This is a genomic window from Pseudomonas sp. Pseusp15 (genome assembly GCF_059492165.1).
The window spans coordinates 5493119-5515359 of sequence record NZ_CP168523.1 but is presented as its reverse complement, the minus strand read 5'-3'; the positions used below and the strand labels follow the sequence as shown (position 1 = coordinate 5515359).

Here is a 22241-nt window from a genome sequence, read left to right as displayed (position 1 = left end):
AATTAGTAGCAATTGCTGCCGGCTCGAGCCGCTTCAGTCGCTTGCGTTTTCAATCGATTTAAATTGTTCAGAGCGGTGCCGTTACCTTTGTCGGCAGCCAAGCGATAGCACGCCAGCGCTCTAGACATATCCTTGGTCACCAACTCCCCTGTTTCAAAGGAGTAACCCAAATAATTCATAGCATCAGCTGAGCCCATCGATGCCGCGCGAATAAGCTCCTTTTCAGCTTGTTCGGGGTGCTGGCAAGGGCCTTCAGCCGCAGGGTTATTTCCGTAGCAATAAAACGTTGATAGAGAGGCGGCACCATCGGCGAGAGTGGTCGCCGCTGCCTTGAAAAGCGCCTCAACCTTCTCCGTCTCAAGCTGTGGAGCCATACCTGAGAGACTCAAACTGGCAGCATTCAAGCTGGCTTGAGGATCCCCCGAAGCTGCAGCGCACAGATAGTTTTCCAGCGAGGCCTCAAAAAATTCGCCTGTCAACCGGTACTGCTCCACTCCCCCCAGTCCTCCGTAGGCTTCCGCACGCTGAAAGCAGAAATTCTCGGCAGCGTTCATGGTCGGAGTACTCGCCATAACTAGGTCTTTCGCACTAATCGACCAGTCCTCGACCCCCTCTAGCACCCAGCACGCTTGACGGGAAAAGTTAAAAATCTTGATGTTGCTGTTGCCCGCTCGCTTATCCACTACGTTGAAATGACTATCGTCGATCGCTTCGACCTCAACACCCTCAGTCTTGTCTGTGCCCACAGGCGCCATTAGCGGAAACGCCAAATTGGAGCTGTTAACTCCCGTCGTTTGTGGCTCAAAAACTCCATGCTCTCCCACCGGTTTCAAAACCAGCGACTTCACCGTCATCGCAGTCAACCGCTGCTGAGTTTCAGCATTCGCAGAGAACGCCGGAAGGAACTGGGCAAAATCTTCAGACGGACATTCATCCGCATAAGCGCTGCCATGAAACAGGCTCAGCAGCGAGGCGGTGAAAACCGCTAAAGCGAAGCCATTGCTCTTCTTCAAAACACCATTCATGTCGATCACTCAGAAAACACAAAAAAAGCCTTCGGTTTAACCTTCTCAGGCGGAGCATTCCCCAACGCCTGATCCATCAAACTCCCCGCCTTATCCTTATCCGCCGCCCCCGGCAGTACCGGTGGCTTAATCCCGATCCCGGTCCCACTCCCCGCCGATCCACCGGCATTAATCTTCACCACCGGCCCAACCACGGTAACCCCACCGGCATCGAGCTTGATGAAGCTTCCGCCCGCTTTTACCGTCAGTTCCATTCCTGCTTCGATAACAATCTTGTCCCCAGCCTTCAGGTGAATCTCCTTCCCGGCACTGGTCAGCTGAGCAGTCCCCAGCTTGATGTGCTGGTTCTGCCCCACCGTCAGGTGATCATCCATCCGCGCTTCTGTCTTGCGATCAGCAATCGTGGTGCGATGTTCTTCGGCCTTCAGCTCGGTGTAAGTGTTCTTCACCACCGTATCGTGGCGTTCATTCCCCACGCGAATCTTCTGGTCGTGCTCGATGTTTTCATCCCAATCCCGCTGGGCATGAATAAAGATCTGCTCCGCCCCTTTCTTGTCTTCAATCCGCAGTTCGTTGTACCCACCGCCCCCCGGTGAGCTGAGGGTTTTGAAGACGGTGCGGGTTTTGTTCGCCGGCAGGTCGTAGGAAACCTGGTTTTCCTTGTGGTACAGGCAACCGGTTACCAGCGGTTGGTCGGGGTCGCCTTCGAGGAAGGTGACGAGTACTTCCATGCCGATACGCGGGATGGCGATGGCGCCGTAGCGGTCGCCGGCCCAGCTCGAAGAGACGCGCAGCCAGCAGCTGGTTTTGTCGTCGGCCAGGCCTTCGCGGTCCCAGTGGAATTGCACTTTGATGCGGCCGTATGGGTCGCAGTGGATTTCTTCGCCTTTGGGGCCGGTGACCATGGCAGTCTGGCTGCCGAGGACGCGGGGTTTTGGGTGTTCCAGGGCCGGGCGGTAGAACACGTTCCACGGGGTGGCGAGGAAGCGGTTGCGGTAGCCCTGGTGGAAGTCGTCTTTGTTGTCGGTGGTGTCGCTGGTCACCGCCTCTTCGAGCACTTGTGGCTGTTTGCCTTCGTGGACGATTTCGGTGAGCAGCCAGAGGTCGTTCCACTCGGTGCGTGGGTGGTCGGACATTTCCAGGAAGTGGCCGCTGACGAGGGTGGTCTGGTCGCCATGGCCTTCGGCTTGCTGGTAGTCGGCGCGGTGGCATTCCAGGGCGCGCTGGCTGAGGAATTTGCCGCGGGCGCGGTCGAGGAAGCGGCCGGGGTAGTCGTAGTCTTCGAGGTCCGGTTCGGTACTTTCGCCGTCGGGTTTGTACGCCGCTTCGAGTCGCAGGTTGGGCTTTTCGAAGTCGTAGTCACGGCGGGTGACGCGGCCGGTGCGGGTTTCCAGGCGCAGCTTGAAACCTTTGATCACCGGCTCGTCGGCGACCATGCCGCTGCCTTGCACGTAGGCGGTGGGCTGGCCGAGTTTGGGGAACACGGTCTGGTCGTCGCCGAACACCAGCAGGTGGGCTTTTTCGCTGTGCTGGAAGTGGTAGTGAATGCCTTCTTCTTCGCACAGGCGCTGGACGAAGTGCAGGTCGGTTTCGTCGTATTGCACGCAGTAGTCGCGGTCCGGGCACGGCTGGCTCAACTGGAATTTGTAGGCGTTGCCTTTGATGCCGTGTTCTTCGAGGATCAGGGCGATGATTTTCGGCGCCGACATCTGCTGGTAGATGCGCTGGTTGGTACGGTGATGCAGGTATTGCAGGTGCGGCACCAGGGAGACTTTGTAGCGGGTCAGGCGCTTGCCGGCATCGCCTTGGGCGACGCGGTAGATCTGGCCGTGGATGCCACTGCCTTTCGGGTCGAACGCCAGGAACGCCTGCTTGTGCAGGAGTTTTTCCAGATCCAGGTCCGGGTTTTCGCTGACCAGTTCCAGGTCGAAGCGATACGGCTGGCTGATGCCTTCGGTGCCGGTGAACGACAGCACTTGCAGGTCGCCGACGTAGTCTTCGACGGTGAGGCTGAAGTGCGTTTCGTTAGCTGAGTTGAACATTGCTTGCTCCCTGTTCGGTAGTCATCCGTTACGCCCGCAGTCGAAGGCGTTGCAGCAAAGACGAAGTGGCGCCCATGGCGTCACGCAATTGGGCGGCGGTGATGGTGCGCTTGGCCGCATCGAAAGCCAGCGCCGTTCGCAGGGCTGGCCAGCAGTGTTTGGGTAGATTCCGAGGTGCGTGCAGCTCGCGGTCGAGGTGGCCGTCGCGGGCCTCGGTCGACGGCAAGCGGCGGAACGGGTGTTTGCCGCCCGCCAATTCATAGAGCACGCAGGCCACGCCGTACACGTCCGCGCTGGCCGAGAGTGGTTGGCCTTCGAGCAGTTCGGGGGCGGCGTAGCCGGGGGTCCAGGCGTTGAAGCGGTCTCGGCTCAGGTGCGGCAGACCGGGCAAGATGCCCTCTTCGGCCTGGCCAAGACCGAAGTCGAACAGGCGCACGCCCTCTTCGCTGAGCATCACGTTGCTCGGCTTCAGGTCGCCGTGCAGCACGCCGCGAGCGTGGGTGTAGGCCAGCGCATCAAGCAGCGGCAGCGCGATGTCGCGCAGCTCGAACCACGGCAGGCCCAGGGGCCGCTCGCAGAGTAATTTGTCCAGGGTCAGCCCACGCATGAGTTCCATGGTGATGAAGGCCCGCTGGCAGTCGGTGTCCACTTCAAAGGTGTGCAAACGCAGCACGTTGTCGTGGCGCAGTCGTCGGGTCAGGGTGAACTCGCTGTAGAGCAAGGCACTGGCGTCCGGCGATTCGGAAAATTCTTCGCTGAGGATTTTCAGCGCAATGTAAGGGTCGGGGTCGCCGAACTGTTCGCGCAGCAGATCCCGCGCACGGTAAACCGCGCCCATGCCACCGGCCCCCAGCAGACGCTCGATGCGGTAACGCCCCGCGAGCACGTCGGGCAGTTCACCGATGCTGGCCCGGGTCGGCGCCAGCGCAAGCTCGGCCTGATGCGGCTTTCCGTTTAGAGGCTTGGCGAACGCGAAGTAAGTCAGGTTATTGGCTTCTTCCTCGGTCACCAGCAGGTCGTCGATCGGTGGCATGAATTCAGTCATTGGCGGATCACCACGGCAGTCAGGTTATCCCGGGCCGAGCCACGCAGAGCGCCGTCGAACAGACGCTCCAGCGCAACGTGCGGCGCGGTCAGGCTCAGGGCGTTGCCCAGGGCATCGCTGGTCAGCCCTTGATACAAACCGTCGCTGCACAACAGAAACGCATCGCCGGGATAGATCTCGAGTTCCAACACATCCAGCGTCAGTTGCTCGGCAGCGCCGACCGCACGGGTCAGCGCATGAGCGGCAGGATGCGCGCGAGCGTCTTCGACGCTCATGTTCTGTTCGTCGATCAGTTGTTGTTGCAGCGAATGGTCCTTGGACAGCTGATACAAACGCTGGCCGCGCCACAGGTAGCAGCGGCTGTCGCCGGCCCAGATGCAGGCCGCGCGATTACCTTCCACCAGCAGCGCCACCACGGTGCTGCCCATGATGCTGTCGTGACGGCCGGCGGTGACGGTCAACTCCTGACCCAGGCGGCGGTTGAGCCAGTGCAAGCACTGGCGAATGCCTTTGAGTCGTTCGTCGAAGTCGTCCTGCACCGGCAATTCCGCCAGGCTGGCGACGATCAACTGGCTGGCGATGTCGCCACCCTGATGACCGCCCATGCCGTCCGCGACCACCCACAGCCCCTGCTGTGGACAGTCGAGAAAGGCATCTTCGTTGCGCGCCCGAACCTTGCCCGGATCGGTACGCGCAGCGCTGCGCCAGGGGCTGGCAACCAGCATCAGAGCTGCACCGGCATACGGAAGGTGCGCAGCACGCCCATGTCGAACGGGTTCGGCGTGCGCTGGCTCGACAGCAAGTAGTTGGCGCGCAGGCCACCCACATCAGCCTTGAGCACCAGCACGTCGCGACCGGTCAGGTACTCGGTCTGCATCAGGTCGAACAGACGGAACAACGACCATGGGCCGGTGTTCTTCTCGATGCCGATCGGGCGGCCAGCCATTTTGTCGAGAACCAGGCTGGTGCGACCGTCTTCGGCATCGGTCGGCCATTTGAACGACACCGGCACGATCGGGCCGTGGCGGTATTCGATGGTCTTGTCGCCAAACTTGAACTCGGAACGGCTGACCGCCGGGTCGAGGGTGTACGGCTCCAGTTTGAACTGCACTTGCGGCTCGGCCGGGTTGATGGCGAAGAAGCTCTGGCGGATCACTTGTGCCGCGGCCATCTGGTCGAGGTAGACCTTGGAGATCGGCATGCTGTGACCGTCGATGCTGCGCAGGCGGTAGTTGCCTGGATCGCCACTGACGAATGGACGCATGTAGGTATCGAAGAACCGATCGGCGATGCCCTGGGCCTTGAAGAACTCGCGGAAGTCGCTGATCGCAACGTCGCTGGTGCTGTGGGCGCTGAACGGGTAACGCTTGTTGATCGCCTTGCCGTAGAAGCTGTACAGCTCGCTCTGATAACGCTGGTTCAGGTACTGGTAGGAATCGTTGAGCACCAGACGCCAGGTGTCTTCGGCCAGCACGTTGAACCACACGCTCACCGGACGCGGCAGACGGTTCGACGCATTGCGCAGGGTGCTCAGCGCATCACGCTGGCCGCTCATGCGGGTCTTGGCCATTTCAAACGCAGCCTGCTCTGGCGAACTGGCGCGGGCCAGGCTTGCCATTTGCATTTGCAGGTCGTTGAGGGCTTGCAGGGCCGGAGTCAAATCAGCGGCCGGGCCGTTGTTGTCATCCAGCAAGCGGTGCAGCGGTTCGAAGCGACGTTGCAGGGATTTCTTCGCGGTGTCCGGCAGGTTTTTGGTCGCGGCCATGTCAGACGCCGCGTCCGCTGCGGCCGACGCCAGTTTGCCCAACTTGCCGAGCTTGCCCTTCTGCTCGCCCAGTTTTGCGGCGGCATCGGCGGCTTCATCAACCGGTTCGGCTTCCGCCGGGAAGCGGGTGTTCTCGCGCACTTCCACCAGCAGTTGCAGCACCGGCGAATTGGCCGACGTCAGGCCCGCCAGTTGCTCGGCACCCTCACTGAAATCGCTGATCGCGGGCAGAGCCACCTGGCCCACAGCTTCGCTCCAGAAGTTGGCGTAGTCGCGGAAGTACAGTTGCTCCAGTTCGACCATCAGGCGACGCAAGTCCATGCCGCTGATGCCCGAGCCTTCGCCCAGCACCCAGTTATCACGCAGGATATCGGTGACCAGCGCAGCGCCCTGGACCGAGAAATACTGCTGATAGCCTTGCTGGGTGTAGAACCCCGGAATCACGTAATCGGTGCCGACAAACAACGAACCCTGCGGGCCGATGTGTTGGCTCAGGCGGTATTCCGGCAGGTTGCGAGCCTGCTCGCGCAGCATCCGGTAAACCACGTTGGCCAGCGACTCGCTGCGCAGCACCTGACGCGCCTGCGCCACCAGTTGTTCGTTGAGCGGGTAGATAAACGGCTGCTTGAGCAAACGCTCGAAGTGGGTGTTCAAACCGTTCTGCACCGCGGTGTTGCCGGCGTAACGCTGGGACCATTCGGTAGCGACCCAATCCTTCAGCCATGCCGCATCGCGGCGATCTTTCATGTTCAGCATCAGGTATGCGCGCAGGCTGTTGAGCAGGCGTTCGCGGTCCTTCATGTTGGCACGGATCTGCCCTTCCAGCAGCGTCGCAACCCGTGGCAGCAGTTGCGCTTCGAGTTCACGCTCATAGGCGCTCTTGACCACCGGGTTGGCGTCTTCGCCTTGGTACAGGCCACCACGTTCGTGGTACGACACGTCACCTTTGTTCGGGAACACTTGTGTCGCCGCGTAGCTGGTGTCGAGGGTCTTGAGCACCGCCATGGAATCATCGCGCGCAGTCAGGGCCGAGCGTTGCTGGTTCCAGGTTTGTGCCAGGGAACGCAGGTTTTCCAGACGCTCATAGTTGGTCGAGAAGCCGCCCGCCCAGAGCATGCCGAACAGCCCCAATGCCGCCAGTGCGCCCACGTACAGGGCACGTTGACCCCAGTGGATGCGGCTGCGCTCGCGCTTGTCCAGACCGGCCAGGTCGGCCTCGGGGAAGATCACCCGGCTGAGCAAATGGTGAATGAACCGCGAACGGCCGCTGCGCAGGGTTGGCAGCATGCCGGCGCTCATGCCCAGGTTGGCGCCGATACTGGCGGTGGTCTGGTCCATCTGTTGAGTCAGGTGCGGTGCGCTGGTCAGGTAGAAACCGCGCAACTGGCTGACACGCTGGTAGCGGTTGCCGGTGAACGCCAGGTCGACGAACAGGCACAGGCGCTCGCCGATCTGCCCCAGTTGATGCGGGAAGTCGAGGATGCGGCCACGGCGCTGGGTGTCGCGCTCCTGGTGCATGCGCATGATCACCTGGCTGTTGAGGCGACGCAGCAGCTCTTCGAACTCGGCGCGCAGCACAGCCACATCGGTGCCGCTCTGCTCTTTGCGGAAGCTGGTGCCGAGGACCTGATCGCTTTCTTCGCGGGTCAGTTGATCGAAGAACTCGTCGAAACCGAGCAGGCGATCGGCCTTGCTCAACACCAGATAAATCGGCACATCGACGTGCAGTTTCTGATGCACGTCTTGCAGGCGCGCACGCACCTGGCGGGCCAGGGTTTCGAGGTCCTGCTCGCTGCCGCCCAGCAGGGTTTCCACCGGAATGGTCACCAGCACGCCGTTCAACGGGCGGTTGCGGCGACGCTTGCGCAGCAGGTCGAGCAAGGTGCTCCAGGCACTGCCATCGACTTCGGCATCCGGCTGGGTCAGGTAACGCCCGGCGGTGTCGATCAGCACGCCGTGGTCGGCGAAGTACCAGTCGCAGTGCCGCGTGCCGAGGGTGTCGCGGGTGAGTTTGCGGTCGATCTTGTTGATCGGAAACTCAAGGCCCGAGAAGTCCAGCAGGCTGGTCTTGCCGCTGCCCTGCGGGCCGATCAGCAAGTACCACGGCAAATCACTGCGCCAGCGTTCGCTGCGGCCGCGATACAGGCTCGAGGTTTTCAGGGTTTTCAGGGCGTCCTTGAAACGCACCTTCAACTCTTTCTCTTCTTCGTCGATCAGCTCTTCACGGCGGATACGGTCCTGGCCGTCTTCGGTGGCTTCCACAGCTTTTTTGCGCACACCGGCGCGCCAGCTGACGAAGACCATGGTCAGGCCCCAGATCAGGAACAGCACACTGATGGTCAGCAAACGGGAGGTCGAACCTTCCCAGAATTTGTAGTCATTGACCGCCAGCAGCGGCCCGACGAACCACACCAGCAGCGCAACGAACAGCACCAGCAACAGGGTCCAGACCCAGGTCTGGCGCAGGAATGCGCCGACTTTCTTGAAAAACTTTTTCATCACACGTCCCTGTTTACGGCTTCGACTGCGGCTGAGCCGTGGCCGGATCAAGCTGCTGATAAGGTTGCAGAACGGTTTCGCGTTGTTCGCCCAGCACCCAGGCAAAGCCCGAATACATCACCACCAGGCACACCACGGTGAACAGCACCACCATCCACGCCGGCACGATGCGCACCAGGCTGCGACGCTGATCGTTCAAGCCTTCCCAATGCGGCGACAATTCGCGAGGCACGTCGCCGCGCAGTTGGCGAATCTGCCGATACAGAGCGTCGCGGATGCCTTCGAGCTCGAGCATGCCGCGGGCCTGCACGCGGTACTTGCCTTCGAAGCCGAGGGACAGGCACAGGTACATCAGCTCCAGCATCGGCAGGTGCTTGACCGGGTTTTTCGACAGGCGATCCAGCAGTTGGAAGAACTTCTCGCCACCGAAGGTTTCGTTGTGGAAGCTGCTGAGCAGGCTCATCTGCGACCACTCGCTTTCGTTGCCCCACGGCGTGGTCACGACAGCTTCGTCGACCACGGTGCAGAGCACATAACGGGCGGCCATCACCTGGCTGCTTTCAGCACCGTTGTGCAGCGCCCGCACTTCAAACAGTTTCAGCCCGGCGGTCAGCCGCTCGTTGAGCGCGTACAGGTCTTCGCGGGTGTCGCTGTGTTTGAGACGCACCACTTCCGACAGCAGCTCGGACGCCGCCGCCACCAGCGAATTGAGGCTGATGTTGAACGCTTCGGCCGGGCGCAGGCGCGCGGCGTAGATCATCCGTTCTTCCAACTGTTCAAAACGCGGCGGTGCCGCGAAGTCAGTCAGCGGACTCGAGGCCGGGCCGTGGCCCTGGCGGTCGAGCAGGACGGTTTTGTCGTCCTGGGTGTGTTCCATGTCCTTGATCATGTCGGTCAGTTCCTGATGGCCCAGAATTTCAGTTCAAGCTCGGCGAATTCGCCGGACACGTGGAACGCGAAGCCGCCGGAGCGTTCGAGTTGCGCCAGGTCTTCGGAACTGAGTTCGAGGATGAAATAGGTTTTGTTGGAGTGGAACGCGATCTGCCGTGGGGCCACCGGCAACGGTTTGACCTTGATGCCCGGCAGGTGCAGGTTGACCAGTTGGCGGATGCGCTCCACCGGGCCGACCTTGAGGTGCGCCGGCAGGCGATGGCGCAGTTCTTCGGAGTCGCAGTTGGCACTGGCCGCGAGCACGAACGAAGCCGAGCCCAGCAGTTTGTGGTCGTGCAACGGCGACACGATGATCCCGTACTGACGCGCTTGCAGAACCAGTTCGATGGCGTGCTGTTCGAGCACCATCGACAGCACCTGACGAATCGCTTCCATCAGTTTGCGGAAGCTCGCGCCCTGGTCGCTGTGCTGGTAACGGCTGTCCAGACGCGGGCGTTTGCTGTCGCTGGAAAACGTCGCCAGATCGCCGAGCATGGTCAGCAGCGTGCGGTACAACTCTTCCGGGTGAACCTGTTCCAGGCCGAGGTAATGGCGCAGCAACAGTTCAGTGCGGTTGATCAGTTGCAGCATCATGAAGTCGCCGACTTCCGCGCCGCCGACCTTGCCGTTGGAGCGGATCCGGTCGGCGATGGTGTCGCCCCGGTGGCCGAGCATGCTGATCACTTCTTTGAGGCATGACAGCAGGTAGCTGGACGAGTGCGCCTGAATGTAGGTCGGCACGAAATCCGGGTCGAGGCTGATCACGCCGTCAGGCGTGGTGTCGAGCACTTCGCAGATCTTCAGCTTCACGTAGGCCTGATCGCTCTGCTGCTCGCCGAGCAATAGCTTGAAGTCCGGACGGGCGCAACTGACCTGGCTGGCGGAGTCATCACCGGCGTTGGAGTCGGCCACTTCCGCTTCATACGCGGTGTAGCGCGCCAGCACGTCGGATTGCTCCGGGCGGCGGGCCTCAATGTGGTTACCCGTCACCAACGGCAGTGCCAGGTAGATCGGCGTATTGCCGGTGTTCGGCGGCACGTCCAGGGCCAACGGCTCGGTGTTGCCGCCCAGTTCGAACAGGCTGCCGTCGGGCAGAATCCCCGAGGCCTGGCTGATCACCAGTTTGCCCATGTTGAGGAACTGCAAGTCGATTTCCAGGTTGAGGAAGCCCCAGGTGTAGCTGCCCAGCAACTGGGTGCGGGTCTTCATCTGGTGGTCGTAGTAACGATCGTTGTGCTGGAAGTGCTGCGGACGCAGCAGCATGCCTTCCTGCCAAATGACTTTATGGGCATTCATGTTCAGTCATCCGCCTTGGCGAGCGTTTCATGGGTGTTGCGGATGCCGGCCTGATCGAGGGTCAGATCAGCCGCGGTGACTTGCACCGGAGTGATTTGCACGGTGTAGCGCCACTTGGTTTCCGGCAGGTCGCGGTAGGCGGCGAGCACGCCAACGTAACGGCTGCCCTCTTCCACGCTGAGCTTGAGCTCGACGGTTTCGCCTGGGCGCAGTTCCAGTTCTTCGCTGGCCACCAGGTCCGGGGCCAGGGATTCCTTGGCGCGTTCGTAGAGGCTGAAGAAATCAGCGTTCTCGAAGGCCACCGGGTGCTTGAGCTCGAACAGGCGCACGACGATCGGCGATGGACGACCGTTGAGGTCCGGGTTCAATTGATCGCTGGCGGTCAGCTTCAGGTTGAGTTTGGTCACGGTGGAATACGGCGACAGCGACGAGCAACCAGCCAGCAGCACCAAAGCAGCGAACGCAGTCAGCATCTTGAAAAAAGCGGTGGAACAGCGAGACATGCGCATCATCCTTGGTGGTCGGTGTGAAGGGTGGAAATCAGGCGGATCTGTTCTTCGTAGGCCTGGGCGAAGTCGCGGGCCAGCAGGCGCTCGCTCCAGTCATCGTCCTGACGCAGGGCCTGGTGATAACGCCCATAAGCTCTCCAGCGACTGCCGGAGGTGGCGAGCAACGGCTTGTTGTCGCGCTCGAAACGCAGGGTCAGCTGTTGTGGCGAGAAGTGCTCAAGAGTGCCGCGAACGGCGGCGCGGCTGGCGGTCAGCAAGGCCACCTGATGCGCCTGCAAATCGCGGAACGCACGGGAGATCGCTTGCTCGGCCGGCAATTGACCCGGCTTGTTGCCCTGCAACAGAATGCCCAGCGCTTCACCGGCATCGACGGCGAATTTCAACGGGTTCTTTTGGCTGCCCTGCACGGTGGTCTGGGCCAGGCGCAGTTCGTTTTTCAGCTCGCTTCGGGTGCGCAGGCTCTGCTGCAAACCGCCGACGCTCTGCTTGAGCAGGCGTGCGGCGTTCAGGGCCAGGGCTTCGCGGGCATCGTGGTCGAGGCCTTTGAGGTCCACGCCCAACGCCGCACCGAAGTGCTCCCAGAAACCTTCGCTCTGACGCTCAACCGCTTTTGGCAGCGGGGCTGGCGCTGGTTCTGCCGGGGCGGCGATCAGCTCCGGCACCATCAGGCTTTCCATGTCGATGCGCGCGTAGTCGGCACGCTGACGGGTGTCCTCGATCACCGTGCTCGGGGAAATCAGCTCCTCGATCTCCGAGTACACGCGTTCTTGCTGGTCGAGGGCATTGAGCGGGTCAAGGTCGAGGAACGCATCGTCCGGGATGATGCTGCCCGCGGCCTGCGGACGGCCGACTTCGACGTCGAACGTCGCCGGGTCGCGCACCAGTCGCGCGCGAATCTCGAAGTCACCCAGCACATACACGCTGCCGTGTTCGATGCGCATCGGCTCGCCCTTGCGCAGGCGCGCGCCGCTTTCGCTGTCCTGAATCCCGTTGCTACTGGTATCGGTCAGGAAAAACGTGCCTTCGCGGTAGCTGATCACCGCGTGGTGGTTAGACAGATGACGCTTGCGGTCGGGGATGATCCAGTCGCAATCCTCGCCCCGGCCGATCACGCCACCGGCCTGTTTGAAGGTCTTCTGGCACAAATCCGTGGGCACGAACTGCTTGGTGTTCAGCATTTCGAAAACCAGTTCCATGATGATGCTCCTTGCGGTCACTTGCCGCGATTGACCGCCTGCGGATCACCCAATGGGCGATAGGTGTTGTCGTTGTATTTGTAATTGCCGCTACAGCCGCCGAGGCCGCATAGAACGACGAAGGTCAGCAGGACGGCTTGCCAGTGACGAACAGGCATCAGAGGGTCTCCAGAGGTAGACAAAGCACAAAGCGCCGACCCTTTCGGGTGGCGCTATCAGAAGCAGATGAGGTGGATTCGAGCGCTCCAGCCAGAGGCCTTGCGCATCGCCTTTGTGGCGAGGGAGCTTGCTCCCGCTCGGCTGCGAAGCAGTCGTAAAACAGAGGGTGCGGTTTGACTGCCACACCGCGGCGCAGGGTTTTGGGGCTGCTGCGCAGCCCAGCGGGAGCAAGCTCCCTCGCCACAGGGAATTCGCCAGCCACAGGGGGCATTCCAACCTGAGTGGTCGGGTTGTAGAAATCGAGATCAGCCATCGAAATCACCCAAATTGATATTCAGCCGCCCGAGGCGGTACAGCAGCGTGCGCCGTGGCAGCCCGAGTTCGCGGGCGGCGAGGGTCTGGTTGCCGTCGTTTTTGCGCAGGCAGTCGAGCAGCAGACTTCGCTCGACCTGCTCCAGGCGTTCGCGCAGGTTCAGGCTGCTGTCTTCCGGCATGGCTTCCATGCGCAGGGAGAAATGCTCGGCCAGCAACTCGCCGCCCTCGCACAGCAGCACTGCGCGCTCGACCAAACCCTTGAGTTCGCGAACGTTGCCGGGGAAGGCATAACCGGACAGGTGATCCAGCGCCGCGTCGGACCAACGCACCGCATCGCGCTGCAGAAACGCGCAAGCCTTGTCGGCGAAGTGCCGCGCCAGGTCGAGGATGTCGCCTTCGCGCTGACGCAGCGCCGGCAGTTCGATCGGGAATTGCGCGAGGCGGTAGTACAAGTCCTCGCGGAACTTGCCTTCGCTGACCAGCACCGACAAATCCCGGTGCGTCGCGGCAATGATCCGCACGTCGATTTTGTGGGTGTCGTTGGAACCCAGCGGGCGGATCTCACCTTCCTGCAATACCCGCAGCAACTTGGCTTGCAGCGATAACGGCATATCGCCGATTTCATCGAGCAGCAAGGTGCCGCCGTTGGCCGCATCGAAGAGCCCGGCACGGTCGCGATCAGCACCGGTGAAGGCGCCCTTGCGGTAGCCGAACAGCTCGCTTTCCAGCAGGTTCTCGGGGAACGCCGCGCAGTTCTGCACGATGAACGCCTGGGACCGGCGCGGGCCGCAATCGTGAATCGCCCGCGCGACCACTTCCTTGCCGGTGCCAGTCTCACCGCGCAGCAGCACGGTGTAGGGGCTGTGCAGGACTTTGCTGATCAGCGAATAGGTCTGGCGCATCGCCGCGCTCTTGCCGATCAGGCCATAACCGCTGGCGCTCGGGACGTTGAGCGGCGCCGGGCGTGTATCACCGTTCGGCTGACGCAAACGCTGCAGCAAGTGCAGTTGGCCGAGCACGAACGAGCCCAGTTGACCGAGGGAATCGGCAAAGCCTTGCAGGTCGATTACCCGGCGACTGGCGCACAGCAGCAAACCTTCGACAGCCTTCTGCTGATTGACTAGCGGCACGCACAGCAGCGACTGCCAGGGCGTGGCCTGGGGCGGCAGGAAGCTGGTTTCGTGCAGGCTGCCGCTCAGCTCGCTGAGGCACACCACGCGGTTCTGGCACAGGGCGAATTGCAGCAGTTGTTCACCGTTGTAATCCGCCGGCAGGCTGGCCCCTTCCCGGGGTTGCAGAACGCCGTTCAGGCACTCGGCGTTCATCCCCAGGCAAGTGTGGGTCGCATCCAGCAGGTACAACTGCGTCAGCTCGCAACCGCTGAGCTCGGCCAGGCCGCGCACGAAGTCACCCAGCAGCACAGCGCTGTCCGCCGCCCGCGACAGGCTGGCGAACTGCGCCAGCAAGGCTTCGGCATAGACCAGCGGTTGCGGCACTTGAGTGAACATCACACCCACCTCAGGCGAACTCGCACGTCACGCTGGCATTGCCGTCGAGCGTCGCATGCACGCGCTTGAGGCTTTCACCGGTGGCCATCGCATCGAGCAAACGGTCGGCCACCAGCGGCAGCACATGCAGGTCGAGCAAGTGGTCGATCAGGCGCGCACCGCTGTCGCTTTGAGTGCAGCGTTCAGCCAGGTGATCGACAAGGTCCTGGGAGTAAGTGAAATCCAGCTGACGGCGGTTCAGGCGCTCGCCCAAACGACCGAGTTTGATTTCGATCAGCTCGCGCAGCACCGGGCCGCCCACCGGGTAGTAAGGCACCACGCGCATGCGCGCCAGCAATGCCGGCTTGAAGTGTTTGCTGAGCACCGGGCGAATGGTTTCTTCGAGGACTTCGGCGGTCGGCCGCGCGCCGTTTTCGCAGAGCTCGCTGATGCGGTCGCTGCCCAGGTTCGAGGTCATCAGGATCAGCGTGTTGCGGAAATCGATCTCGCGCCCTTCCCCGTCGTTGGCCACGCCTTTGTCGAAGATTTGGTAGAACAGGTTGAGCACGTCCGGGTCGGCTTTTTCGACTTCATCAAGCAACACCACCGAGTACGGTTTCTGCCGCACGGCTTCGGTGAGCATGCCGCCCTCGCCGTAACCGACGTAGCCCGGCGGCGCACCGATCAGACGCGACACGGTGTGCTTCTCCTGGAACTCGGACATGTTGATGGTGGTGATGAAACGATCACCGCCGTACAACAAATCGGCGAGGGCCAGCGCGGTTTCGGTCTTGCCGACACCGCTCGGGCCGACCAGCAGGAACACGCCGACCGGCGCATCAGGTTTGTTCAGGCCTGCAGCGGTGGCGCGCATCGAGCGATCAAGGGCGTGAACGGCTTGTTCCTGACCACGAATGCGCGTGCGCAGGTCGGTGGCGAAGCTTGCGACCTTGGCGTTGTGTTCGCGGGCCAGTTGCGCCAATGGCACACCGGTCCAGGCGCTGATCACTTCGGCCACCAGACGCGGGCAGACTTCGAAGCTCACCAGGCGTTCTTTGACCTGAAGCTCGGTCAGAGCTTTGTGAGTTTCGTTGAGCGCGGTTTCCAGGGTTTCAACGCTTTGCGCTTCGTCCACCGGCAACGTTTCGATCACGTTGCCTTCGGCGTCTTCTTCAACCGTGATGCTCGGTTCGACAGCAGCGGCTTCGCGAGCCTTGGCCAGTTGCTGACGCAGCTCCAGCAGGCGCTCGGCCAGTTCTTTCTGCTCGGTCCACAGCGTTTCGAGGGCGACCTTTTCGTCTTCGGCATCAGCCAGACGATCTTCCAGAGCGTCCAGCGCTTCGTGATCGATCAGCAGACCGGCTTCGGCGTCACGACGCAGGGCCTGACGCTGACGGCCACCTTCGGCCAGTTCGCCACGCAGGCGTTCCAGGCTTTCCGGGGCGGCGGCGAGGCTGATGCGTACGCGGGCGCAGGCGGTGTCGAGCACATCGACAGCCTTGTCCGGCAGCTGACGACCCGCCAGGTAACGGGCGGACAACTCAGCCGCGGCAACCACCGCGTCATCGCGCAGGTAGATGCCGTGGCTCTTCTCGTAGACCTGAGCCAGGCCACGCAGAATGGTCACCGCTTCGCTGACGGTCGGTTCGTGCAGTTGCACCGGTTGGAAACGACGGGCCAGGGCCGGGTCTTTCTCGAAGTATTTTTTGTACTCCGCCCAGGTGGTGGCGGCGATGGTGCGCAACTCGCCACGGGCCAGGGCCGGTTTCAACAGGTTGGCCGCGTCGGAACCGCCAGCGTTGCCGCCAGCGCCGATCAGGGTATGGGCTTCGTCGATGAACAGGATGATTGGCTTCGGCGAGGCTTTGACTTCGTCGATCACGCCTTTGAGGCGACGTTCGAACTCGCCTTTGACGCTGGCGCCGGCCTGCAACAGGCCCATGTCCAGCGACAGCAGCTCAACGCCTTTCAAGACTTGCGGCACTTCACCGGCGGCGATGCGCGAGGCCAGTCCTTCGACGATAGCGGTTTTACCGACGCCCGCTTCACCCACCACAATCGGGTTGTTCTTGCGGCGACGAGCGAGGATGTCGACCATCTGACGGATCGCGCCATCGCGGCACAGCACCGGGTCGAGTTTGCCGTCGCGAGCCTGCTGGGTCAGGTTGTGGGTGAAGCGCTCCAGCAGTGATTCGCCGGGCACCGCCGGTTTGCCGGTGGCCGGTTGTTCTTTCTGCGACAGGGCGAATTCTTTCAGACGCTCGATGTTCAGCTTGGCCAGCAACGACTGATAACGGCTGCCGGCATAGCGCATTGGGTTGCGCAGCAATGCGAGGATCAACGCGGCCTGCTCGACCTGGCTCTGGCCCAGTTCGAGGTTGGCCACCAGCAAGGCGTCCTGCAGCCACTGCACCAGTTCCGGGGCGAACACCGGGTTGCGCGAGGCGCTGTGCTCGACCCGCGATTGCAGCGCGGCGCTCAGCTCGCCAGCGTCCACTTCGGCATCCTGCAACGCCCGGGCGAGCAGGCCTTGCGGACGCTCCAGCAGGCCCAGTAGCAAGTCTTCGACGAGGATCTTGCTGCCGCCACGGGCGACGCAGCGTTCGGCAGAACTTTCCAGGTCACGACGGGTTTCGGCGTCCAGCGCCTGGATAAGTTGTTGCAGGTCTACGTTGATCATGTGTCATCTGTCCTTAATGAATTTTGCTGCCCAGGGTCACCACGCCGTCCGCTTTTTCGCGGCCGAGCCAACTGGTCCACCCCAGGCGACAGGCGTTCTGCTCACCGATGCGAAGTTCGCGGATTTCTTCCTGGCGCAGCACCAGGCGAATGTCGTAATCGAGCGGGTCACGCAGGGTGAACCGCACCAGCGCGCACAGCGGCTGGTAGCCGAAACCGATCGGCAGGAATTCGTGAAAGCGTTGCCAGTCGAGCTCGCGGATGTGAATGCGGAATTTGCCGCTGCGGTCGCGCACGTGTTCGCCCAGCACCAGGTCTTCGCCGAGCATGCTGTTGCCGCGACCGAGGCGATTGCGCTGCTCGTCGAGGATTTCGACGCGGCGCTCGATGCACTGTTCGATCGTCAGCTCGGCGTGCTTGAAGTAGTAGCGCAGCACCGCTTCGATCAACGCCGCCGAGTGCGCCCGCAAGCTGAGCAGGCCGAGGTACGGCAGCAGGCGTTTCCAGTTCAGTTCCTGGGCCTTGCGGATCTCTTCGCCGCCGAGGCCGATCAGGGCAAACAGCTGCGCCGAAAACGGGTCGAGCGCGCCACTCTGGAAACTGGCGCGGTAGCGATACTTTCGCCAGATCGGCAGCATCAGCCGTTGCAGGCGATGGTGAAACAGGTCGAGAAAGTTACGGGTCGGGTTGCCGTCTTCGCTGTCACCCAGCGCTTGTTCGCCATAAAACGCAGGCAACGGCGAACCGGAGCCGACCAGGCCGATCAGGTTGAAACGCAGACGCGCGCGCCTCATCCCGTGTTCTTCGAAAAACTCCACGCGATCGACGTCGCTGCCAGGGAAACCCAGGCTCGGGTTGGCCTGGAATTCCAGCTGGTCGTACAGGTCGTCTTCGCTCAGGTGCGGGTGTGCATCGCGCAGCCGGTCAATCACCAGCAGCACGGCCTGAAACAGCGAGTACTCGCGTATTACCCGGGTCAGCCCGCTTAAAGCAGGGGCTGCAGGCCCATACGTGGTGTCCATTGGTACACCTCTCCCTGTGTGCTTTTTACCCGCAGCTCGTGGTACGAATTGAGACTGGCGTAAAGCGCGAAAAACTCGTTAAGAACCGAAGCGAACACGAACAGGTCGCCCTCGCCGATATACCCTTCCGGGTCGATGGTCAGCTCGGTGCGCAACCCGCGAACCGGCAACCCTCGGTGCAATCTGTCGACATGCTGGTGCTTGATCGACTTGAGCCCGCCCAGCAGGCGTTTGCTGACTTTTTCCGCATGCTGGTCGTAGTAGCGCGGCAGGTCGTAGGTTTCGAGAATCACCTTCAACGCGTTGACGTCGGCCAGCGACAGATAGTTGAGCGACATGTTGCTGATCAGCTTCCAGAGGAAGTCGCGGTTCAGCGGCGGCGCGAAACTCGAGGTAGCCGGGGTGATGTTGCGGAAGCTCAAAAACTCCGGCGTCTCTTCACAGGCCATGCGGATGTCGCCGAGCTTGAGCTTGCGCGGCAGGTTCTGGTTGGTGCACATCAGCTCGATCGACAGGGTTTCGTGGGCTTCGGTATGGCGGATGCCGAAGCTCAAGTAGGTGTCGAGGCCGTCGTGCAGCAAGGACGAACGCTGGCGGATGCTGTAATGCGGACGGCTGGTGGGCACGTCGAAACTCGGGTCGTGCTCGAAGGATTCGAATGGCACGTACTCTTGATAACCGAGACCGCCGGGCTTCCAGCCAGTCACGGTTTCCACCGAAAACACGCCGCAGTTTTCCAGGTCGTATTCAGCCGGCAGCAGCAGGTATTCGTCCTGTTTACCGTCGAGGCGAATCGGCAGCGCATCGTGCTCGAACAGGTTGACGATCGGCGTGCAATAGAGCTTCACGTTGTCCAGGGTCGGACGCATCCGCATGATGCCGCTCTTGCGAATATCGAAGCGCAATTCAAGGCCGCGCATTTGCTTGAGGGTGTCTTCCGGCAATGCCTTGAGCAGGTCCAGACCGTTGATATCAACGAACAGGAATTTGTCCTGGAAAGCGAAATACTCCTGCAGGTAGCGATAGCCGCGGAAGGTGTTCAGCGGATACGGGATCAACGCTTCCTCTTCGGCAAAACCCACCGGCTGCACACGGTCGCCGGGCATCTTGAACGCCATCGGTTGACCGCTTACGCCGTTGATGGGCTTGCCGGCGCCGTCCAGCGGGATCAGCTCAATGCCTTCGAGGTTGCGCAACAGGCTCAGGTAAAGCATCTGGCTGATGTAACGCTCACCGGCAAAGTGCAGGCGCAGACGACTCAGCTCCAACTCGCCGAGGTGACCATCCGCGCTCATCTCCAGGCGCAGGCTCAACAGCGAACCGTCACCCTTCACCGAGTAATTCAGCGCAGCCAGATCCAGCGGCAGCACCTCGGTCGGGTAGCACGTACGGAAACGGCAGCGCACATCATCGACCGGCACACTCTCGACCGGCGTATCACGCTCAACCCTCAACGCCGGCCCGGAACGCTTCAACGGATCGAACTGCAAAATGCTGAACGCCGGCAGCGGCCGCATGTAGTTCGGCCACAGCAACTGCATCAGCGAGTGGCTGAGCTCCGGCAACTCGTCGTCGAGCTTTTGGCGCAGACGACCGGTCAGAAAGGCAAAGCCCTCCAGCAACCGCTCCACATCCGGATCCCGCCCGGCCTGACCAAGGAAAGGCGCCAACGCCGGGCTACGCTCGGCGAAACGACGACCTAACTGGCGAAGTGCGGTGAGTTCGCTTTGGTAGTAGTGGTTAAAGGACATGGGTGGGCTGCCTGGTAGTGGAACTCATGAAAAAACTGTCCTGTAGAGCGCGACTGTCAGACAGGCACACACGTAGCCCACCACCAATAGGTAAGGCAAAATCGTGACCCAGCCGAGTAACATGTAAAGGCTTTCGGACTGCCCGTTGAACGCATGGCACAAGTCGTAGACGACCCACGGCGCGGCATAAAAAGGGAGGAGTTTTAAAGGAGCAAGCCAAACCATCCGCAATACTTGGGCTTCATCCCGCCCTATCACGGAGCGGGTCGTCCACAACGCAAACACCAAGTAGCCAGGAATTCCCCACCACAGCAGATACATCCACTCGGAATACGTTGAGTCGATTTTCGTGTAATAGCCGCCCAGCAAGCTGACGAAGAAAATCCCCAGCAACACTGGCAGCGGCCACCACAGGGCGACCAACAGAAAACTCAGGCGACCTCTGCTAAGCATCGTTCGCCCCGCTGTCGGAAACAAATAGTCGGGAGCACTGGTCATTCGCATTCGCCTGTAGATGGGCTCTGCCCAACGCGGTGAATGAACGTTCTCTGTACCCAACGCAACTCAATGACTTGCGTCGCCAGAATCGCCAGCAACGTGACACAACCCTGGGCGACGCTATAGAACAGCGCCCGTAGAGGATTCTCAGGCAGCATCCAGAGCAGGATGAAACCGACCATCACGCTCAGCAGTAAAAGCTTGACCATGAGGTTCGGTACCAATGCAACAACCAGGTTCATGGCCAGAAAAATATAAAAAAGCGCGTAACTGGCCATTCCGATACCGACACCGTGCGAGGTGAAGCCACCGTTCAGAACCTTGTAGGCACTCACAACTGCATCGTTAAGAAACGCGTAGGCAATACACCCCAGAGCGTGGCACAACAGGCACATGACGGCGCGAATGTTTTTGTTCATGCCGGATCCAGACTCCCGTAATAAGAACCCGCGACTTGTATAGCGACGATGCTAGCCAGGGCGACAAACATCAGCGTCCGATGCAAGCGTGACTGCCGCATCCCGCGATGGAGTGCCGTCAGGAGCAGCACAAGACAGAGCAATGCCAGGCTGCCGAACAAATCACTGTCGGCCACCCCAGCCAGGTAGCCCTCCATTTCAACCATGCTCATAACTATTCGCGTCCTGGTATTTAGGATATGACATCAGTTATCCAAAACTTTGTAAGGGGTGTTACTGATTACAAAATTCGCCCAATGCTCTCTCCAATTCGGAACTGACAATGTAAACACTCCCTGACTTTTGCTCAGGTCTATCCATGTAACCCCGACCGTGCCTTCATCTTCAAAAGACTGCATATCCAACGACGTCTCTGAAGTCAGCGGCGTTCGATAAACATGATTGGAATTCTTTACTTCAACAAAACGGAGATAAACCATGCCGGAAGCACTCAAAAGCCAACTAGCTCGAACCGCTTCGATTTGGTAATCGCCTGACTGGGTGACAAGTGAGACATAAGGTGTACGCGTCAACTCGCGATTAACCACAAAAAAACACATAGAAAACACCGCCACCAAAACAGCAATAACGGTAATTGATTTTTTATAACTGTTCATTTAACCAAGATCTCAATCGGTGCAGCGGTTACGCTCTCATAAAGAATGTCGGAATAAACCCGAAAGTCCCCGCCTTTCCGATTTTTCTCACGGTACTCTCGAAAATCGCTATTCTGTACAAGCATATAATGCTTTCTTTCCAACTCGTTAAAGGCAGCCTGTTTTTCGGGACTCATTCCACCGCGAGAGTTAAATCTGATCTTGTTTTTTTCAAGAGCGTAGCTCGAATTTTTTTTGGCACCCTCAACGATATCTGCCTCAATGCCGTCAAAGTTCCAGTAGCCAAGCCCTTGACTGTACAGGGAAAGACCATCATTGAAGTCGTAAGAATCTTCAATATAAAAACCAATCCGAACCGGAAGGAAAACGACGTTTTTCTTAGTAACTATTATTTCTCCCTCCGCAAACACATGAATATTAAAATTAGCTAAAGCCGCACGTAGTTCGTTGACTTCGTCTTCACCGTCCTGATTAAACTCAATCGTCTCACTATTAGCATATCCGAATCTTTCTACTGCACTGGCTACACCATTGAAAGCAAATGGATAAACACCCGGAGTTCTACCACCGTAAACTGGAATCATTTTTTTCTTGATGAGAGCTATCCCCGCTGGATTATTCCATTTAGTGCGCAGACGCTCGACCGACTCTTTTGTTCTGGCGAATTTAAGAGCCCAGCTCATTTTTACTATGCTTTCGTTAATGTATTCGTCAGGGGCAAATTTTTTATGACTTTTAACTTCCTCTTCCATGCCGCCATCTTTTGTCGTAGGCCATGGTTTGCCAGCGAACCAGTGCAACATCAAATCTGCCGCAACCGGCCATTGAATTTTTTTCATTGCCGCTGGGATATCAGTGATTCTAAATTGACGCACAGCGACAGTTTGTCCGACCTGATTACTTGCCGGCGTCATGATTGACTTGATAGTTGTCGCTGCCATTTTTATT

At 60.2% G+C, this 22241-nt stretch carries 19 protein-coding genes; all 19 read right to left on the bottom strand.

Annotated features, from left to right (window positions below):
• Positions 1-2 precede the first annotated feature (2 nt).
• Positions 3-1025, bottom strand: a complete 1023-nt coding sequence (locus ACEN8R_RS24835; protein ID WP_495624405.1) for a tetratricopeptide repeat protein — start codon at positions 1023-1025, stop codon at positions 3-5.
• 5 nt (positions 1026-1030) lie between these two features.
• Positions 1031-3067, bottom strand: coding sequence for a type VI secretion system Vgr family protein (locus ACEN8R_RS24830; protein WP_495624404.1), 2037 nt, complete (start codon positions 3065-3067; stop codon positions 1031-1033).
• Between the two features lie 28 nt (positions 3068-3095).
• Positions 3096-4112, bottom strand: coding sequence for a serine/threonine-protein kinase (locus ACEN8R_RS24825; RefSeq protein WP_495624403.1), 1017 nt, complete (start codon positions 4110-4112; stop codon positions 3096-3098).
• Positions 4109-4837 carry a PP2C family protein-serine/threonine phosphatase gene (locus ACEN8R_RS24820; RefSeq protein WP_018927449.1) on the bottom strand — a complete coding sequence of 243 codons (729 nt, stop codon included), beginning with the start codon at positions 4835-4837 and terminating at the stop codon, positions 4109-4111. Before ACEN8R_RS24820 ends, ACEN8R_RS24825 begins: the two co-directional genes overlap by 4 nt.
• Positions 4837-8376 carry a type VI secretion system membrane subunit TssM gene (gene tssM, locus ACEN8R_RS24815; protein ID WP_018927448.1) on the bottom strand — a complete coding sequence of 1180 codons (3540 nt, stop codon included), beginning with the start codon at positions 8374-8376 and terminating at the stop codon, positions 4837-4839. Before tssM ends, ACEN8R_RS24820 begins: the two co-directional genes overlap by 1 nt.
• 13 nt (positions 8377-8389) lie before the next feature.
• Positions 8390-9265, bottom strand: a complete 876-nt coding sequence (icmH, locus tag ACEN8R_RS24810; protein WP_018927447.1) for a type IVB secretion system protein IcmH/DotU — start codon at positions 9263-9265, stop codon at positions 8390-8392.
• A gap of 5 nt (positions 9266-9270) precedes the next feature.
• Positions 9271-10602 (bottom strand): type VI secretion system baseplate subunit TssK, encoded by a 1332-nt coding sequence (gene tssK / locus ACEN8R_RS24805; protein WP_018927446.1) that lies wholly within the window; start codon positions 10600-10602, stop codon positions 9271-9273.
• 2 nt (positions 10603-10604) lie between these two features.
• The gene (gene tssJ / locus ACEN8R_RS24800; protein WP_018927445.1) at positions 10605-11105 is read right to left on the bottom strand and encodes a type VI secretion system lipoprotein TssJ; all 501 of its coding nucleotides are present in this window, start codon (positions 11103-11105) and stop codon (positions 10605-10607) included.
• A 5-nt stretch (positions 11106-11110) separates the two neighbouring features.
• Entirely contained in the window at positions 11111-12307 is a 1197-nt protein-coding gene (gene tagH / locus ACEN8R_RS24795) for a type VI secretion system-associated FHA domain protein TagH (RefSeq protein WP_018927444.1), read from the bottom strand.
• Positions 12308-12324: 17 nt separating this feature from the next.
• Positions 12325-12465 (bottom strand): hypothetical protein, encoded by a 141-nt coding sequence (locus ACEN8R_RS24790; RefSeq protein WP_018927443.1) that lies wholly within the window; start codon positions 12463-12465, stop codon positions 12325-12327.
• A gap of 306 nt (positions 12466-12771) precedes the next feature.
• Positions 12772-14289, bottom strand: coding sequence for a sigma-54 interaction domain-containing protein (locus tag ACEN8R_RS24785; protein WP_018927442.1), 1518 nt, complete (start codon positions 14287-14289; stop codon positions 12772-12774).
• A gap of 10 nt (positions 14290-14299) precedes the next feature.
• Positions 14300-16948, bottom strand: a complete 2649-nt coding sequence (tssH, locus tag ACEN8R_RS24780; RefSeq protein WP_018927441.1) for a type VI secretion system ATPase TssH — start codon at positions 16946-16948, stop codon at positions 14300-14302.
• Positions 16949-16961: 13 nt separating this feature from the next.
• Positions 16962-17969, bottom strand: coding sequence for a type VI secretion system baseplate subunit TssG (gene tssG, locus ACEN8R_RS24775; protein ID WP_018927440.1), 1008 nt, complete (start codon positions 17967-17969; stop codon positions 16962-16964).
• A complete protein-coding gene (gene tssF / locus ACEN8R_RS24770) occupies positions 17933-19720 on the bottom strand; it encodes a type VI secretion system baseplate subunit TssF (RefSeq protein WP_018927439.1) in 1788 nt (595 codons plus the stop codon). Before tssF ends, tssG begins: the two co-directional genes overlap by 37 nt.
• Before the next feature lie 24 nt (positions 19721-19744).
• Positions 19745-20218 carry a hypothetical protein gene (locus tag ACEN8R_RS24765; RefSeq protein ID WP_018927438.1) on the bottom strand — a complete coding sequence of 158 codons (474 nt, stop codon included), beginning with the start codon at positions 20216-20218 and terminating at the stop codon, positions 19745-19747.
• On the bottom strand, positions 20215-20637 hold the full coding sequence (locus ACEN8R_RS24760; RefSeq protein ID WP_018927437.1) for a hypothetical protein: 423 nt from the start codon (positions 20635-20637) through the stop codon (positions 20215-20217). The genes ACEN8R_RS24765 and ACEN8R_RS24760 overlap by 4 nt, the downstream gene beginning before the upstream one ends.
• A complete protein-coding gene (locus ACEN8R_RS24755) occupies positions 20634-20849 on the bottom strand; it encodes a hypothetical protein (RefSeq protein WP_018927436.1) in 216 nt (71 codons plus the stop codon). Before ACEN8R_RS24755 ends, ACEN8R_RS24760 begins: the two co-directional genes overlap by 4 nt.
• Before the next feature lie 33 nt (positions 20850-20882).
• The gene (locus tag ACEN8R_RS24750) at positions 20883-21293 is read right to left on the bottom strand and encodes a hypothetical protein (protein WP_155944805.1); all 411 of its coding nucleotides are present in this window, start codon (positions 21291-21293) and stop codon (positions 20883-20885) included.
• Positions 21290-22234, bottom strand: coding sequence for a DUF6402 family protein (locus tag ACEN8R_RS24745; protein WP_018927435.1), 945 nt, complete (start codon positions 22232-22234; stop codon positions 21290-21292). The genes ACEN8R_RS24750 and ACEN8R_RS24745 overlap by 4 nt, the downstream gene beginning before the upstream one ends.
• Between the last annotated feature and the right edge of the window lie 7 nt (positions 22235-22241).

Excerpts from the sequence above, each read along its gene's own strand:
- ACEN8R_RS24755 (WP_018927436.1), bottom strand. The coding sequence starts at position 20,849 with ATGAGCATGGTTGAAATGGAGGGCTACCTGGCTGGGGTGGCCGACAGT.
- tssJ (WP_018927445.1), bottom strand. The coding sequence starts at position 11,105 with ATGTCTCGCTGTTCCACCGCTTTTTTCAAGATGCTGACTGCGTTCGCT.
- tssH (WP_018927441.1), bottom strand. The coding sequence starts at position 16,948 with ATGATCAACGTAGACCTGCAACAACTTATCCAGGCGCTGGACGCCGAA.
- tssM (WP_018927448.1), bottom strand. The coding sequence starts at position 8,376 with ATGAAAAAGTTTTTCAAGAAAGTCGGCGCATTCCTGCGCCAGACCTGG.
- ACEN8R_RS24760 (WP_018927437.1), bottom strand. The coding sequence starts at position 20,637 with ATGAACAAAAACATTCGCGCCGTCATGTGCCTGTTGTGCCACGCTCTG.
- ACEN8R_RS24835 (WP_495624405.1), bottom strand. The coding sequence starts at position 1,025 with ATGAATGGTGTTTTGAAGAAGAGCAATGGCTTCGCTTTAGCGGTTTTC.
- icmH (WP_018927447.1), bottom strand. The coding sequence starts at position 9,265 with ATGATCAAGGACATGGAACACACCCAGGACGACAAAACCGTCCTGCTC.
- ACEN8R_RS24790 (WP_018927443.1), bottom strand. The coding sequence starts at position 12,465 with ATGCCTGTTCGTCACTGGCAAGCCGTCCTGCTGACCTTCGTCGTTCTA.
- ACEN8R_RS24785 (WP_018927442.1), bottom strand. The coding sequence starts at position 14,289 with ATGTTCACTCAAGTGCCGCAACCGCTGGTCTATGCCGAAGCCTTGCTG.
- ACEN8R_RS24750 (WP_155944805.1), bottom strand. The coding sequence starts at position 21,293 with ATGAACAGTTATAAAAAATCAATTACCGTTATTGCTGTTTTGGTGGCG.
- ACEN8R_RS24830 (WP_495624404.1), bottom strand. The coding sequence starts at position 3,067 with ATGTTCAACTCAGCTAACGAAACGCACTTCAGCCTCACCGTCGAAGAC.
- tssG (WP_018927440.1), bottom strand. The coding sequence starts at position 17,969 with ATGGACACCACGTATGGGCCTGCAGCCCCTGCTTTAAGCGGGCTGACC.
- tssK (WP_018927446.1), bottom strand. The coding sequence starts at position 10,602 with ATGAATGCCCATAAAGTCATTTGGCAGGAAGGCATGCTGCTGCGTCCG.
- ACEN8R_RS24825 (WP_495624403.1), bottom strand. The coding sequence starts at position 4,112 with ATGACTGAATTCATGCCACCGATCGACGACCTGCTGGTGACCGAGGAA.
- tagH (WP_018927444.1), bottom strand. The coding sequence starts at position 12,307 with ATGGAACTGGTTTTCGAAATGCTGAACACCAAGCAGTTCGTGCCCACG.
- ACEN8R_RS24765 (WP_018927438.1), bottom strand. The coding sequence starts at position 20,218 with ATGACCAGTGCTCCCGACTATTTGTTTCCGACAGCGGGGCGAACGATG.
- ACEN8R_RS24820 (WP_018927449.1), bottom strand. The coding sequence starts at position 4,837 with ATGCTGGTTGCCAGCCCCTGGCGCAGCGCTGCGCGTACCGATCCGGGC.
- tssF (WP_018927439.1), bottom strand. The coding sequence starts at position 19,720 with ATGTCCTTTAACCACTACTACCAAAGCGAACTCACCGCACTTCGCCAG.
- ACEN8R_RS24745 (WP_018927435.1), bottom strand. The coding sequence starts at position 22,234 with ATGGCAGCGACAACTATCAAGTCAATCATGACGCCGGCAAGTAATCAG.